This is a genomic window from Sinorhizobium sojae CCBAU 05684 (assembly GCF_002288525.1).
Taxonomy (GTDB): domain Bacteria; phylum Pseudomonadota; class Alphaproteobacteria; order Rhizobiales; family Rhizobiaceae; genus Sinorhizobium; species Sinorhizobium sojae.
On the sequence record NZ_CP023068.1, the window covers coordinates 1942694 to 1956044 of the forward strand.

Annotated in this window: 14 protein-coding genes; 4 read left to right on the forward strand and 10 right to left on the reverse strand. The window is 63.4% G+C overall.

Going from position 1 to position 13351, the window contains the following annotated elements; translation table 11 throughout:
• Positions 1 to 67 precede the first annotated feature (67 nt).
• The 3 genes from msrB to SJ05684_RS26820 all read left to right on the forward strand — a co-directional run bounded on the left by msrB (position 68) and on the right by SJ05684_RS26820 (position 1638).
• The gene (msrB, locus tag SJ05684_RS26810) at positions 68 to 511 is read left to right on the forward strand and encodes a peptide-methionine (R)-S-oxide reductase MsrB (RefSeq protein ID WP_034855306.1); all 444 of its coding nucleotides are present in this window, start codon (positions 68 to 70) and stop codon (positions 509 to 511) included.
• Positions 512 to 1018 carry a peptide-methionine (S)-S-oxide reductase MsrA gene (msrA, locus tag SJ05684_RS26815; RefSeq protein WP_034855307.1) on the forward strand — a complete coding sequence of 169 codons (507 nt, stop codon included), beginning with the start codon at positions 512 to 514 and terminating at the stop codon, positions 1016 to 1018.
• Between the two features lie 353 nt (positions 1019 to 1371).
• Positions 1372 to 1638, forward strand: coding sequence for a DUF2277 domain-containing protein (locus SJ05684_RS26820; RefSeq protein ID WP_034855308.1), 267 nt, complete (start codon positions 1372 to 1374; stop codon positions 1636 to 1638).
• Between the two features lie 68 nt (positions 1639 to 1706).
• Here SJ05684_RS26820 and SJ05684_RS26825 read toward each other — a convergent pair whose 3' ends face one another.
• From SJ05684_RS26825 to pobA, 10 genes are all read right to left on the reverse strand, one after another.
• The gene (locus tag SJ05684_RS26825; RefSeq protein ID WP_034855309.1) at positions 1707 to 3281 is read right to left on the reverse strand and encodes an acyl-CoA dehydrogenase family protein; all 1575 of its coding nucleotides are present in this window, start codon (positions 3279 to 3281) and stop codon (positions 1707 to 1709) included.
• Positions 3278 to 4153 carry an amidohydrolase family protein gene (locus tag SJ05684_RS26830; protein WP_034855310.1) on the reverse strand — a complete coding sequence of 292 codons (876 nt, stop codon included), beginning with the start codon at positions 4151 to 4153 and terminating at the stop codon, positions 3278 to 3280. Before SJ05684_RS26830 ends, SJ05684_RS26825 begins: the two co-directional genes overlap by 4 nt.
• 11 nt (positions 4154 to 4164) lie before the next feature.
• On the reverse strand, positions 4165 to 5979 hold the full coding sequence (locus SJ05684_RS26835) for a feruloyl-CoA synthase (RefSeq protein WP_034855311.1): 1815 nt from the start codon (positions 5977 to 5979) through the stop codon (positions 4165 to 4167).
• Positions 5976 to 6431 carry a MarR family winged helix-turn-helix transcriptional regulator gene (locus SJ05684_RS26840; RefSeq protein WP_050980028.1) on the reverse strand — a complete coding sequence of 152 codons (456 nt, stop codon included), beginning with the start codon at positions 6429 to 6431 and terminating at the stop codon, positions 5976 to 5978. The genes SJ05684_RS26835 and SJ05684_RS26840 overlap by 4 nt, the downstream gene beginning before the upstream one ends.
• Before the next feature lie 51 nt (positions 6432 to 6482).
• The gene (locus tag SJ05684_RS26845; protein WP_034855312.1) at positions 6483 to 7805 is read right to left on the reverse strand and encodes a TRAP transporter large permease; all 1323 of its coding nucleotides are present in this window, start codon (positions 7803 to 7805) and stop codon (positions 6483 to 6485) included.
• Positions 7802 to 8344, reverse strand: coding sequence for a TRAP transporter small permease (locus tag SJ05684_RS26850; RefSeq protein ID WP_050980029.1), 543 nt, complete (start codon positions 8342 to 8344; stop codon positions 7802 to 7804). Before SJ05684_RS26850 ends, SJ05684_RS26845 begins: the two co-directional genes overlap by 4 nt.
• 2 nt (positions 8345 to 8346) lie before the next feature.
• On the reverse strand, positions 8347 to 9387 hold the full coding sequence (locus tag SJ05684_RS26855; RefSeq protein WP_034855313.1) for a TRAP transporter substrate-binding protein: 1041 nt from the start codon (positions 9385 to 9387) through the stop codon (positions 8347 to 8349).
• A 46-nt stretch (positions 9388 to 9433) separates the two neighbouring features.
• Complete coding sequence (locus tag SJ05684_RS26860) at positions 9434 to 10228, reverse strand: crotonase/enoyl-CoA hydratase family protein (protein ID WP_280109803.1); 795 nt, start codon at positions 10226 to 10228, stop codon at positions 9434 to 9436.
• Between the two features lie 10 nt (positions 10229 to 10238).
• Entirely contained in the window at positions 10239 to 11000 is a 762-nt protein-coding gene (locus tag SJ05684_RS26865) for an SDR family NAD(P)-dependent oxidoreductase (protein ID WP_034855314.1), read from the reverse strand.
• Between the two features lie 89 nt (positions 11001 to 11089).
• Entirely contained in the window at positions 11090 to 12262 is a 1173-nt protein-coding gene (gene pobA / locus SJ05684_RS26870) for a 4-hydroxybenzoate 3-monooxygenase (RefSeq protein ID WP_034855315.1), read from the reverse strand.
• A 176-nt stretch (positions 12263 to 12438) separates the two neighbouring features.
• On the opposite strand from pobA, the gene SJ05684_RS26875 reads away from it, so the two are divergent.
• Positions 12439 to 13326 carry a helix-turn-helix domain-containing protein gene (locus SJ05684_RS26875; protein ID WP_095694394.1) on the forward strand — a complete coding sequence of 296 codons (888 nt, stop codon included), beginning with the start codon at positions 12439 to 12441 and terminating at the stop codon, positions 13324 to 13326.
• Positions 13327 to 13351: the final 25 nt, after the last annotated feature.

Here is a 13351-nt window from a genome sequence, read left to right on the forward strand (position 1 = left end):
TCGGCATTGGGAATCCTCGCCGGCAATCGCCATATTCAGGCAGAAATCCATAACGGAGACAGGGCCAATGAACTATGCAAAGAGTGACGAAGCCGTCAGGAAGCTTTCGCCCGAGCAGTATCGGGTGACGCAGCAGAACGGCACCGAAGCCCCCTTCACAGGGGAATATTACAACAACAAAAGGCCGGGGATCTATGTCGACATCGTTTCCGGCGAACCGCTGTTCGCTTCGGCCGACAAGTTCGATTCCGGCTGCGGCTGGCCGAGTTTCACCAAACCGATCGTACCGGCAAACATCAACGAATTGCGGGATGATTCCTATGGTATGATCCGCACCGAGGTGCGCTCCGCGCATGGTGACAGTCACCTTGGCCATGTGTTTCCCGACGGTCCCCGTGATCGCGGCGGGCTCCGCTATTGCATCAATTCCGCTGCACTGCGCTTCATTCCACGCGAGGAAATGGAAGCCCAAGGCTACGGCGCGTTTATCGACCAGGTGGAGGAAATCTGAATGAACGAGAAGGCTGTTTTGGCCGGCGGCTGCTTCTGGGGGATGCAGGACCTGATCCGCAAGCTCCCGGGTGTCGTTTCAACCCGCGTGGGCTACACCGGCGGCGATGTACCGAACGCGACCTATCGCAACCACGGCACCCATGCCGAGGGCATCGAACTTGTCTTCGATCCCGGGACCATCAGCTACAGGCGGATCCTGGAGCTCTTCTTCCAGATTCATGATCCGACCACCAAAAACCGGCAGGGCAACGACATCGGCACTTCCTATCGGTCGGCGATTTATTACCTCGACGATGAGCAGAAGCGAATAGCCGAGGAGACCATCGCAGACATTGAGGCGTCTGGCCTGTGGCCAGGCAAGGTCGTGACTGAAGTCGAACCCGCCGGAGATTTCTGGGAGGCGGAGCCGGAGCATCAAGATTACCTGGAGCGCTACCCCAACGGCTACACCTGCCACTACCCACGCCCCGACTGGGTTCTGCCCCGGCGGAAGGCCGCCGAATAACGGCAGTCCTTCTGGCTACGGAGATTGCTGCCACCGCAAGTCAATTCCGAATCGCCGCTGCCGGCTGCTGCAGTTCAGCACCCTGTGCCCGGCCGCCCGGCAACGAAACGACGCCCGACAGCGGTTCGGCTTTGATTTGAATGAACCGACCTTCGGCACTATTGTTGGAGAGCCTCTGTGTTAGCAATCGACAGGGCGCACGCCAGCGGCGGAGCCGCTGGCGCCATTTGGCGCAAATGCTGCGAGTGCTTTGCCGTGCCTTCGATGCTTAATGAGAGTCGGAGTACCTCCGGCAGCAGACATCGGATTCGACCCTGCACGGTGAGGCAGATGAGGATGACCGGGAGCAAGTCATGTGCAGAAACATAAGGACCCTCTTCAATTTCGAACCGCCGGCGAGCGACCGGGAAATCCACGATGCTGCGCTGCAGTTCGTGCGCAAACTGAGCGGAACGACAAGGCCCGCGAAGCGTAACGAAGCGGCATTCGATCGCGCGGTGAGTTCAATCGCGCAATGCGCCCGCGAACTCCTCGACTCGCTGGAGACGTCCCAGCCGCCACGCAACCGTGAGGAAGAAGCCGCAAAGGCACGCGCCAAAAGTGCCGTCCGCTTCGCGTGACCTGCTGGCGAGCAGGAGATCATGCTCCGATCGAACAAAATCCTTGAAAATGGGCTCCCTCGTTGAGCTTATACCCCGTCGGCCATCTTCATCGGCAGGGCCACGGTTAACGGCGCCGATAGAACCCTATTGAACAGTCGAGCGATATCCGGATCGTCGCTGACGGCTCGGAATCGGGCCCAGACGGCCCGGTAGAACAGCGTGGCGGTCAGGGCCGTGAAATCATGCGCCGGCGTCGCCGGATCGGCCGCCGCCGAAACGAGCACGCGCGCATCGCGCCACGTCTCGCGCAAGACCGTTATCTCAGGATGATCGGACAGCCGGCCGATCAGCGCATCGAAAGCATCGGCCCCAGCGCCCTGCTGGGCATGCAAGCCCCTGGTGGCGGTCGCCAATGCGTGGATGCCGTTCGCGCCTTCGTAGATCGACGTGATCCGGGCATCGCGCCATGTCTGGCTCACTCTGTACTCGGTGAGATATCCGCAGCCGCCGAGGATCTGGATGCCGAGATCGGCCGCCCTGATGCCGGCATTCGTGCAGAAGACCTTACAGACCGGGGTTAGAAAGTCCGCGAGAGCCTCCGCTCCGCCACGCGCCTGCTCCACCAGCGTCACATGGACCATTGCCCGGGCGCCGAGCGCCAGCGCGCGCTGCTCATCGAGCATCCGACGCACATCGGCGTGATCGGCAAGCACCGCGTCGCTGCCGTCGGCCCGGTGCCCCTGCGTCCGCTCGGCCGCATAGGCCGAGGCGATGGCGAAGGCCCGTGCGGCGTGGGCAACCCCCTGCAAGGCGACGTCAAGCCTGGCGTGGTTCATCACGGTGAACATGGCCTTCAGCCCCTCACCCTCCGCGCCGATCAGTTCGGCGGGAGTGGCATCGAAGACCATCTGGCAGGTCGGCGAGGCGTGGAGCCCGAGCTTCTCCTCGATGCGTGTGACCTTGATCGAAGAGCCCGCCTGTGACTTGCTGGCGAGAAAGAGTGAAAGGCCCTTCACGCCGTCGTCGATCGTGCCGGTCCGGGCAAGAATGAGATGCAGGATGTCCTCCGACATGTCCTGATCGCCGCCCGAGATGAAGATCTTTTCTCCGTCGATGAGCCAGCCATCGCCCTGCCGCGTCGCCCGCGTGCGGATGCGTGAGAGATCGGACCCGGCGCCGGACTCTGTCAGGCACATGGTGGACAGCGCGTGGCCTGCTGCCAGACGGGGTATCCAGACCGACTGTTGCGCCTCGGTGCCAAACTTCAGGAGCGTGGAAATCGCGCCCGGAACGAGATTGCAAACCATCTGAAGGGAATGGCAGGCCCCGGAGAAAATTTCAGACACCATTGCGGCGACGAGGGGGCCCTGCCCCATGCCGCCCAGGGATTCCGGCGCGCTCAGCCCCTGCCAGCCTATCTCCGCGAGTTGCGCGAAAGCCCCGCCGAAGCCGTCCGGCATGCGGACACGGCCACTGTCGAGGCGGCAGCCCTGCCGGTCACCAGGCCCGTCGAGCGGCGCGATCACGCCTTCGGCAAAGGCGGCGAAATGGCCGACGATCCCTTCGGCCAATTCGTCGTCCCAATTCGGCAGAGAGGGAGCATCGGCCACCCGGCGCAGCGAGAACAGAATGTCCTCGACCGGCGCAGCGAAGGAAATCACGTGCCGACACCCAAAAGGCGCATCGCATTCTCCTTGAGAATCAGCGGGCGCACCTCGTCCTTGAAATCCGCCTTGTCGAAGGCGTCGAGCCATTTCTCGGGCGCAATCATCGGCCAGTCGGAGCCGAAGAGCATCTTCTTCTTCAGGAGGCTGTTGGCGTAGCGCACCAGGATCGGCGGGAAATACTTCGGCGACCATCCCGACAGGTCGATGTAGACGTTCGGCTTGTGTTGCGCGACGGCCAGCGCCTCTTCCTGCCAGGGAAAGCTCGGATGGGCCGCGATGATGTTCATGTCCGGGAAATCGACCGCGACGTCGTCGAGATGCATCGGATTGGAGTATTTGAGGCGCATTCCGTTGCCGCCGCGCATGCCGGAGCCCACACCCGTCTGCCCGGTGTGAAAGAGCGCGACGCATCCGTGTTCGGCCAGCACCTCATAGAACGGGTAGGCCATCCGGTCGTTGGGATAGAAGCCCTGCATGGTGGGGTGGAACTTGAATCCCTTGATGCCATGCTGCTCGATCAGCCGGCGCGCCTCGCGCACGGCCATCTTGCCCTTCCAGGGATCGATCGAGGCGAAGGGGATCAGGACGTCGTCGTTCTGCTTGACGAGTTCGAGTACCTCGTCGTTGGAGTAACGGCGATAGCCCGTCTCACGTTCGGCGTCGACGGGGAAGATTATCGCCGCGATGTTCATCGCACGGTAATGCGCGGCCGTCTTCGGAATGGTCGGCGGGTGTCTCCATGGAGCGCCGAAATAGCTCGCCATCGTTGACTGCAGTTCGTCATAGCCATCGTCCGCGTGACAGCCGCAGGGCTCTTCGGCGTGGGTATGGATGTCGATCGCGCGGACCTTGGCAAAATCCACCATTCTAACCTCCGTCAGACGCGTATCAGCGCCGGATCTTCGTTGTCGTAGAGACGCTCGAGCAGCGCGGCCCTGCGCATGATGATCCTGCGCACGTTGAGCGAGCCCTTGTCGGTGATCTCCGCGTCCTTGAGCGAAGGCGGCTCGGACAGGATAATCGCGCGGCCGATGCGCCGGCCCGACCCGGTGGCCGCCCCGGCCATGTCGCGCAGCCGTTCCTCGATCCTGGCTTGCAGCGCCGCATCGATCACGGCGCCATCCGAACTGTTCTCGCCACACACCTGATCGGGGCGCGGAAAGATGAAGAGTCCGATCGCATCGCGGTCATGGCCGCAGACCACGACGTCCTGAACCAGCCCCCGCAGGCCCTCCAGCGCTTCCAGCCGCAGCTTGCCGGCCTGGACCCAGGTACCCGTCTGGAGCTTGAAATCCTCCGAAACGCGGCCATCGAAGGTGAGGCCGCACCTGGGATCGTCGCTACTGACGAACCGGACCGCGTCCCCTGTCCGCAGAAAGCCCTCCTCGTCGAAGGCCTCGGCGCTCTTGGCCGGGTCGCCAAAATATCCCGGCATGATGTTCGGTCCTTTCACGCGCAACTCGCAGCGCATGTCGTTGTCGGGGATCAGCTTGACTTCGGTTCCCGGCAGCGGCACGCCGATGAGGCCCGAACGCCCCATTGGCTCATGCACCATAATGGTCGCCGGCGCCGTTTCGGTCATGCCCCAGCTCGAGATCATGAGCGGGATGCGCCCTCGAACCTCCATCGCCATGGTCTCCAGGCTGGTCCAGACGTCCTGCGGCAGCGACGCGCCGGCATAGAAGATCATGTCGAGGTCGCGGAAATAGGCTTCCCGAAGGGCATCGTTGGTTTCCATTTCGCGCACCAGCATCGAGAAGCCGACCGGCACGTTGAAAGAGAGCGTTCCGGGTCTTGCAATGATGTTGCGTATGGTCTCGTCGAACAGCGCCTTGGTGGGTTTGCCGTTGTCGATGCTCAGCGTTCCGCCATGCGCCAACATCATGTTGACGTTATGCGAGCCGCCGAAGACATGATTCCAGGGCAGCCAGTCGCAGATACGCGGCGGCCGGTCCTTTAGAAAGGGCAGGACCGAGGCCAGCTGCGACTGGTTGGCGCACAGCATGCGTTGGGTGGTCAGCACCCCCTTCGGGTCGGACGAAGATCCGGAGGTGAAGAGTATCTTGGCGACCGTATCCGGACCGACCATGGCAAGGCGCCTGTCGATATCGGCCGCCGCGTCCCCTTCGAGCAGTTCCGCGAAGGGAGTGACGGGCCGGGAGGCGCCCTCGGTTGTAGTCGCGACGATCTCGATGCCGTCGAACTGCGGCAGGGACAGCGCGCCGGCATAGCGGCCCGCGTCGTCGACGAAGGCGAGCCTTGGCCGGACCTTGTCCATAAGGTAGGCGAGCCGCGCATGGGCTTCGGGGATCAGAGAATACTGCTCGGCGAGCGGCACCGTCGGCACGCCGGCATATTGCGCGGCGAAGGAAAGTAACGCGTGATCGACGGAGTTGCCGGAGAGGATCGCGACGGGCGTCTCCTGCCCGAGACCCCGCGCGATGAGCGCGGCGGCAATGGCCCGCACATGCCCGAGCGCCCCGGCGTAGGTGATGTCGCGCCAGCCCTCGCCCGCACGCTCGGAAAGAAACACCCGGTCGGGCGCCTCCTCGGCCCAGCGGTGCAGCCAGTCGGCGGTGCGCCTCGCGACCGGATCGAGCGGCAGGTTCGAGGTCAGGAGCAGATGCCCCGGGAGCTGCCGCATGGAAACGGAATGCGGGACAGTCCGCAGCCCGGTCATCGTGTCGATCATTGCCTTTCCCCCCGTCGGCGCCGCGCCGCTCGGGCGGCGCGGTCAAGCAAGCCCCGAAGGACACGCAGTTCCTCCGGGTCGAGTTCGGCAAAAAGCGCCGCCTCGTGCGCCTGCACGGCGGATTCGGCCCGTTGCCACAGCTCCCGTCCTTCCGCCGTTACCTGCAGCGCATAGGCGCGGCGGTCCGATTCGACCGGCGTGCGTTCAACGGCGCCCATTCCCTCCAGTTCGTCCACGACAAGCACGACGCCGGAGCGCTTGATATTCAGGATCTGCGAAAGCTGGGTCTGCGAGATGCCGGGGCTCGCCATGATAACCGCAAGCGCCGAGAACGTGCCGACCCGCAGGCCCAGTGTTGCGAGCGTCTCGCTCACGTCCTCCTGGACGGGAATGAAGGCCCGCTTCATGTTGTAGCCGACGAACTGGCGCAGCAGCCTATCGTCCGGCTCCACGGAATCCGTGACTGGATCGGAATTGGCGGTCGCAGAAATGGTCGGGCCTCCTCAGTTCGCGACGACATCAACCAGCCAGTAGCTCAGGGCCGGAAAGCTGATGATGACGGCAATGCGGGTGAATTCGGCAATGATGAACGGCAGCGTGCCTCGGAAGATCTCGATCATGGGAATATCCTTGGCCAGGGCCGAGATGACGAAGAGGTTCATGCCCACCGGCGGGGTGATCAGGCCCATTTCGACGACGATGAGGGAGATGATGCCGAACCACATTGCCAGGTGCTCGGGGGTCAGGCCGAAATCGAGCGCCATGATCGTCGGGAAGAAGACGGGCACGGTCAACAGGATCATCGAGAGGCTGTCCATCAGGCAGCCCATGACGAGGTAGAAGACGACCATCGAGAGCAGGATCAACATCGGCGGAATGCCCGAGCCGGCAAAGAACTCGGCCACCTCGACCGGCATGCGGCTGAGCGCCAGCGCCACGTTGAACAGATCGGCCCCGAAGACGATCGCAAAGATCATTGCGGTCGATCCGGCGGTGTCGACAAGGCTGTCGATGACCTTCCGGCGGGTGAGCTTGCCCTTGAGTCGCCCGAGGATAAGGGTCAGTACCACGCCGATCGCCGCGCCTTGAGCCGGGGTGAAGAAGCCGCCATAGATTCCACCGAGGACGATCACGAAGATCAGGGCCACGTGCCAGATGTCGCGCAGCGAGCGGAGCCGCTGACGCAAGTTCGCCCGTTCACTGGTCGGCCCCTCTTCGGGATAGAGCCGCACATAGACCGAAATGGCGAGGATGAAGCCGATAACGGCCAATATGCCGGGTATGGTCGCGGCGAGGAACAGCTTGACGATGTTCTGCTCGGTCAGAAGCGCATAGATGATCAGCACCACCGAGGGTGGGATGAGGATCCCGAGCGTTCCCCCCGCCGCCAGCGCGCCGGAGGAAAGTGCGCTGGAGAAGCCGTGCTTGCGCATCTCCGGCATGGCCACGCGCGTCATGGTCGAGGCGGTTGCGAGCGACGAGCCCGAGATCGAGCCGAATAGCGCGCAGCCGGCGACCGCCGCCATCGCAAGACCTCCTTGCAGATGCCCGATCCAGGACCGCGCCGCGGCGAAGATCGATGCGGAGATGCCGGAATTCGTCGCCAGATGTCCCATCAGGATGAAGAGCGGGACGACGGCGAAGTCGTAGGACATGAATTTGTCGACCCAGGCCGTATTCAGATAGGCCATCAGCCCCGCTGCCGAGCTCAACTGGACGTAGCCCACCGCGCCCACCAGCCCCATGGCGAGGGCGATCGGCATGCGAATGAAGATCAGCATAAAGAGCGCTACAACCAGGAGGATGGCGATTGCAAAAGGCGTCATGAAGAGGTCCCTATCCGGAAAGTGCTAGGGAACAGCGCTGCAAGTCCCTGCAGGGCAGCAACGACGGCCGACAGGCCGGTGCCCAGGACCGCCGGAATGTAGACCCACCAGATCGGGGCGCTGAGGAGCATGGTCCGGTCGCCGTAGCCACGCACTTCGACCATGCCCTGGAAGAGCCGCCAGCACAGAAGGCCCCAGGCCAGCCCGAAGACCAGCGTCCAGATCGCGTCAATGGTCCGGTTGGCCGCACCCGGCAACCAGTTGGTGAACACGTCGACCATGACATGTCCCCTCGCCAACTGGCACAGCGGCAGAAACAATGAGGCGCAGGCTGCGCAGGAGAGTTCCACCAATTCGAACTCGCCGCGGATGGCGCCAAGGCCCAGGGTGGCACTGGCAACTGATAGGGTCACCATCAAGGCAGCGCCGAGAACGACCAGCCCGCCGAGACCTGCGAGCGCTGTACAGGAGACATGGAGCAGCTGGAACAGGAGGGAGTCTCCCTCCTGTTCGCCCCCGATGGGAAGGCGTTCCGCCATGGTCAGCCCCCGTCGAGCAGTTCGTTCGCACGGGCCATGATTGCGGCGCCGTCATGGCCCGCATCGTTGAGCTTGGCGATCCAGGCGTCATAGATCGGCGCCGCGGCCTCGCGCCAGGCCGCGACTTCCTCGACCGGAATCTCGACGATCTGATTGCCCTGCTTCTCGACCACCGACTTGCCGAAGGCCTCGAATTCATCGAACTGCTTGCCGAGCCGATGCGACAGGGCCATGCCGGACGCCGCGTCGATGACGCCGCGCAGATCGTCCGAAAGGCTTTCGTATCTGGCCTGGTTCATGACCAGTGCAAAGGTATTGGCATAGAGCCCGCGTGCCGCCGGCGCCGGCGCCGCGCTGTAGGATGTCAACTCCTGCAGCTTGAAGGCCGGTACGACCTCATAGGGCAGGCAACAACCGTCGATCACGCCGTTCGAGAGGCCCACCACCATTTCCGTTACCGGGAAGAAGACCACCTCCGCGCCGAGATTGGCCAGGAGATCACCGGTCGACTGGTTGGGCGCCCTGAGCTTCAGGCCCTTCAGATCGGCCTTGCTTCGCACTGGCGCGTCGCGGGTGTGCAGCTTACCGCCATCATGGGTGTGGAAGGCCAGGACCTTCATGCCGCGGTATTCGTTCTGGCCGAACTCGTCCATCAGCTTGTGCATGGCCACCGAGGTTTTCTCGGCGTTGGTCACCATGAAGGGGTTCGCCATGGTCTCGGCAACCGGAAACCGGCCGGGCGTATAGACCGGCAACGTCCAGGCGATGTCGCAAATGCCCTGCCGCGTCTGGTCGGCAAGTTGCGGCGGCTTGCCGCCAAGCTGCATGGCCGGGAAGATCTGCACCTCAATCGCCCCGTTCGAGGCCGCGGTCAGTTCGGCGGCCCAGGGCTCGAAAAACTTCGTCTGCATCGGCGCAACGCCCGGCAGGAAGTGATGCAGCCGAAGGGTCACCTCGGCGGCATGCGCCCGCGTCAGGATTGCGGGCGCGGCTAGCGCCGCCCCGATCGACGCTAAAATCGTCCGTCTCGTAAAGCTGGCCATCGATATTCCTCCCTCTATCTCGACCTACCACTCTGGCTATTGCGTTCTATCGGAATTCCGGCTTCCGCTTTTCGAGGAAGGCCCGCAGGCCTTCCTGCGCATCCGCACTGGTCTGCGACACGGCCGCCGCCAGGCTCTCGGTAAAGAGGCCGTCGCTGCGCGACATGTCGGAGATCCGGCTGATAGCCTGGATCATCATGAAATTCGAAAGCTGGGCGTTCTCCGCGATCTTCTGCGCCAGCTCGCGCGCGAGCGACATCGCCTCGCCCTCGCCCACTACATAGTGCGTGAGGCCCAATGCCAATCCTTCCTCGGCGCCGTATTTACGGCCGGTCAGCATCATCTCGCACATCCGGTCGGAGCCGAGGATGCGGCCGATGCGGACGCTGGCACCGCCGCCGACATAGATGCCGCGCCGCCCCTCCGGCAGCTGGAATATGGCCGAGGGCTCGGCAATCCGCACATGCGTCGAGGCCGCAAGCTCCAGCCCGCCGCCGATGACGGCGCCGTACATGGCCGAAACAACCGGCAGGCCCGAAAACTGAACGAGATCCATCACCCGGTGCCAGTTGCGCGAATGCCGCATCGTGCCCTCGGCATCGCGGGTCACGTGCTCGCTGAGGTCGAGCCCCGAACAGAAATGCCCCGCCTTGCCGGTCAGGATGACGACGCGGACTCCCTCGGGCGGCCTCGCAAAGAACGCGTCGATCGCATCAAGCAGGGCGTCGCACATCGCATTGCGCTTCTCGGGCCGGTTCATGGTCAAAATGGCGAGCGGGCCATCGATCTCGACGGTCAGAATCCGTGCTGCGGCTTTGGGTTTGACGTGCGCCTGTGACAAAAGCCATCTCCTATTTGATCGGCATGCGCGCGGCCGCGTCCAGGCGGATCACCGAGCCGTTCAGCATTGGATTTTCGACGATGCATTGCACCAGCCGGGCGAATTCGTTCGCGTCGCCCATCCTTGAAGGAAACGGCACCGCCTTGAGGATTTCCCCGCGGACATCGTCGGGCAGACCCGCGCTCATGGCGGTTTCGAAAAGCCCCGGAGCGATGGCCATGACCCGGATGCCGAAACGCGCCAGTTCGCGGGCGGCTGGCAGCGTCATCGAGGCCACTCCGCCTTTCGAGGCGGAATAGGCGGCCTGCCCGAGCTGCCCGTCTTCATAGGCGATTGAGGCTGTATTGATGATTACACCCCTTGCGCCATCCCCGTCGAGCCGCTCGGCCGCGGCCATTGCCCGCGCCGCAACGCTCATCACGGTGTAGGTGCCCAGCAGGTTGACCCGCAGCGTGCGCTCGAACGCACCGATGGTAAGGTTGCCGTCACGCGGCAGGATGCGGGCCGCCGTGCCGATGCCGGCGCAGGAGACGACGACGCGCGGCACGCCGAGCTTGTCCAAGAGGCGACCGAATGCCGCCTCCACCGCCGCCGCGTCGGAGACGTCGGCGCCCAAGGCCAATCCGCCGATGTCGGCGGTAACAGCCGCTGCCGCGTCCTCGCTCAGATCGATGCAGACGACTTTGGCGCCGAGCCCGGCAAGGTGCCGCGCGGTCGCCGCCCCAAGACCGCTGCCCGCTCCCGTCACCACGGCCACGTGCCCTTTGATCATCGCATTTCCTCCCTCATCAATTTGTTATGCAGAACTATTGTTATGTCAATGAACAATATTTCAGACTAACAAAATCGATGGCGTTGCTCTTAGAACGGCAAGCCGACATAATTCTCCGCCAGCGCCGTCGCCGCGGCGCGCGAATGGGTGAGATAGTCGAGCTCGGCCTCCTGGATCTTCTGGTCGAAATCGCTGGTATCAGGGAAGCGGTGCATCATCGTCGTCATCCACCAGGAAAAGCGAACCGCCTTCCAGACGCGTGCCAGGGCCCTGGCCGAATAGGAATCCAAACCGGCATTGGAGCGGTCCTGATAGTGCTCGAGCAGGGCCTCGAACAGGTAGTGCACGTCGCTCGCGGCAAGGTTCAGCCCCTTGGCGCCGGTCGGCGGCACGATATGGGCGGCATCGCCGACGAGGAACAGCCGGTTGAAACGCATCGGCTCGGCAACAAAGGAGCGTAGCGGCGCTATGGTTTTTTCGAAGGAGGGCCCGGTCACCATGCACTCGGCATGGTGAGGCGGCAGCCGGCGCCGCAGTTCGTCCCAGAAGCGTTGGTCGGTCCACTCATCGATCTGCTCATCGAGCGAGCACTGGATGTAATAGCGGCTGCGGCTCATCGATCGCATCGAACAGAGTGCGAAGCCGCGCGGGTGGTTGGCGTAGATCAGTTCGTGGCTGACCGGCGGCACATCGGCGAGAATGCCGAGCCAGCCAAAGGGGTAGACCTTCTCGAAAGTGCGTATCGCCTTTCCCGGTACCGCATTCCGGCTCACCCCATGAAAGCCGTCGCATCCGGCAATGAAATCGCAGTCGATGCGGTGGGTGATGCCGTCCTTTTCATAGGTGACGTAGGGCGCGTGTCCTTCGAATTCGCAAGGCGTCACGTTCGCCGCCTCATAGATCGAGAGCGCTCCCCCCTTTTCGCGATGGTCCATCAGGTCATGCGTGAGCTCGGTCTGGCCATAGATCGTCACCCGCTTGCCGCCGGTCAGACCGACGAGGTCGATGCGGTGATCGCGGCCATCGAAGGCGAGCGAGAAGCCGTCATGCGGCAGGCCTTCCGCGTGCATGCGGACGCCGGAATGCGCCTCATCCATCAGCCGAACCGTGCCCTCCTCGAGCACGCCGGCCCGTACCCGACCGAGGATGTAGTCCTTGCTCGCACGGTCGAGAACGACATTGTCGATCCCCGCTCGGGTGAGCAATTGCCCGAGCAGCAGGCCGGATGGACCGGATCCGATGACGGCGACCTGTGTGCGCATGCTTTCCTCCCTGGACCCCCCTGTCGGCCCTCCCTGGACCCCCCGTCGGCCCGGTCGATGTCCTGCCACAATCGGGGCCTGACACTTGTCAAATTCTGCGCACCACCGGCAGGCGCCTCAATGGACTTTTCCGCCAACAAATTGCACAAATAGAACATTGACCCAGAAGGAGTTCGATGAAGCGCCCCGTCCCGACCTATGAACTCTATGGCGAAGAATCCGGAGAACGGCCGGAATTTTGGCTGCACTGCGAGACGATTCCGTCTCGCAGCAGCCTTCACCATTGGGAGATCGGACTGCACCGCCACGAGAATTTCTTTCAGATCCTGTACATCGCCGGCGGCTCCGGCGATGCGATCTTCGGCGAGCGGACGGAGCCTATTTCGCCGCCGACGGTCATCACCGTCCCGCCGGCCGCAAGTCACGGCTTTCGTTTCTCTCGCGACGTGGACGGCTTCGTCTTCACGATTCTCGCATCCCATCTGCCGGCTTCTTCGGGCGGACGAAGCAGGCTGGGCTCGTGGCTCGCTGCACCGCGCCTGGCGCCGCTCGGTGGTGGAGAAGACGGGCGATATATCGCCGACACATTGAAGCGTCTTGCCGCAGAATGGGAGGCACGGCGCAGCCACCGCACCGTACTCCTCGACAGCTATCTGATTACGGTTTTGACCTTGGCGGCACGGCTTGCACAAGCGCCGCCGAACGGGAATGCGCCGGGGGAAACCAATAACGAGCGGCGGATGGAGCTCTTCGAGGCGCTCCTTCAGCAACATTATCTCTTGCATCGGCCGGCCACCTTCTATGCAAGAGAACTCAGCCTGTCGCCGACGCATCTCAACCGCATCACACGGGCGATGACCGGAAAAAGCGTGCAGGAAATCATTGCTGCAAGGCTCCTCACCGCCGCCCGGCGCGAGCTTGTCTTTACCCGCTCAAGCGTGCAGGAAATCAGCTTCCGTCTGGGCTTTTCCGACCCGGCCTATTTCTCGCGCTTCTTCGTCCGCCACAATGGCATGACGCCGCGCGCCTGGCGGATCGCCGAGCGGCAGAGGCTTGGGGCGTGACCGGCACTGTAGAATCCGTGCATCG

What these genes read in the sequence shown, in the direction of transcription:
- msrB (WP_034855306.1), top strand. Translation starts at nt 68, where the DNA reads ATGAACTATGCAAAGAGTGACGAAGCCGTCAGGAAGCTTTCGCCCGAG.
- msrA (WP_034855307.1), top strand. Translation starts at nt 512, where the DNA reads ATGAACGAGAAGGCTGTTTTGGCCGGCGGCTGCTTCTGGGGGATGCAG.
- SJ05684_RS26820 (WP_034855308.1), top strand. Translation starts at nt 1,372, where the DNA reads ATGTGCAGAAACATAAGGACCCTCTTCAATTTCGAACCGCCGGCGAGC.
- SJ05684_RS26830 (WP_034855310.1), bottom strand. Translation starts at nt 4,153, where the DNA reads ATGGTGGATTTTGCCAAGGTCCGCGCGATCGACATCCATACCCACGCC.
- SJ05684_RS26835 (WP_034855311.1), bottom strand. Translation starts at nt 5,979, where the DNA reads ATGATCGACACGATGACCGGGCTGCGGACTGTCCCGCATTCCGTTTCC.
- SJ05684_RS26845 (WP_034855312.1), bottom strand. Translation starts at nt 7,805, where the DNA reads ATGACGCCTTTTGCAATCGCCATCCTCCTGGTTGTAGCGCTCTTTATG.
- SJ05684_RS26850 (WP_050980029.1), bottom strand. Translation starts at nt 8,344, where the DNA reads ATGGCGGAACGCCTTCCCATCGGGGGCGAACAGGAGGGAGACTCCCTC.
- SJ05684_RS26855 (WP_034855313.1), bottom strand. Translation starts at nt 9,387, where the DNA reads ATGGCCAGCTTTACGAGACGGACGATTTTAGCGTCGATCGGGGCGGCG.
- SJ05684_RS26865 (WP_034855314.1), bottom strand. Translation starts at nt 11,000, where the DNA reads ATGATCAAAGGGCACGTGGCCGTGGTGACGGGAGCGGGCAGCGGTCTT.
- pobA (WP_034855315.1), bottom strand. Translation starts at nt 12,262, where the DNA reads ATGCGCACACAGGTCGCCGTCATCGGATCCGGTCCATCCGGCCTGCTG.
- SJ05684_RS26875 (WP_095694394.1), top strand. Translation starts at nt 12,439, where the DNA reads ATGAAGCGCCCCGTCCCGACCTATGAACTCTATGGCGAAGAATCCGGA.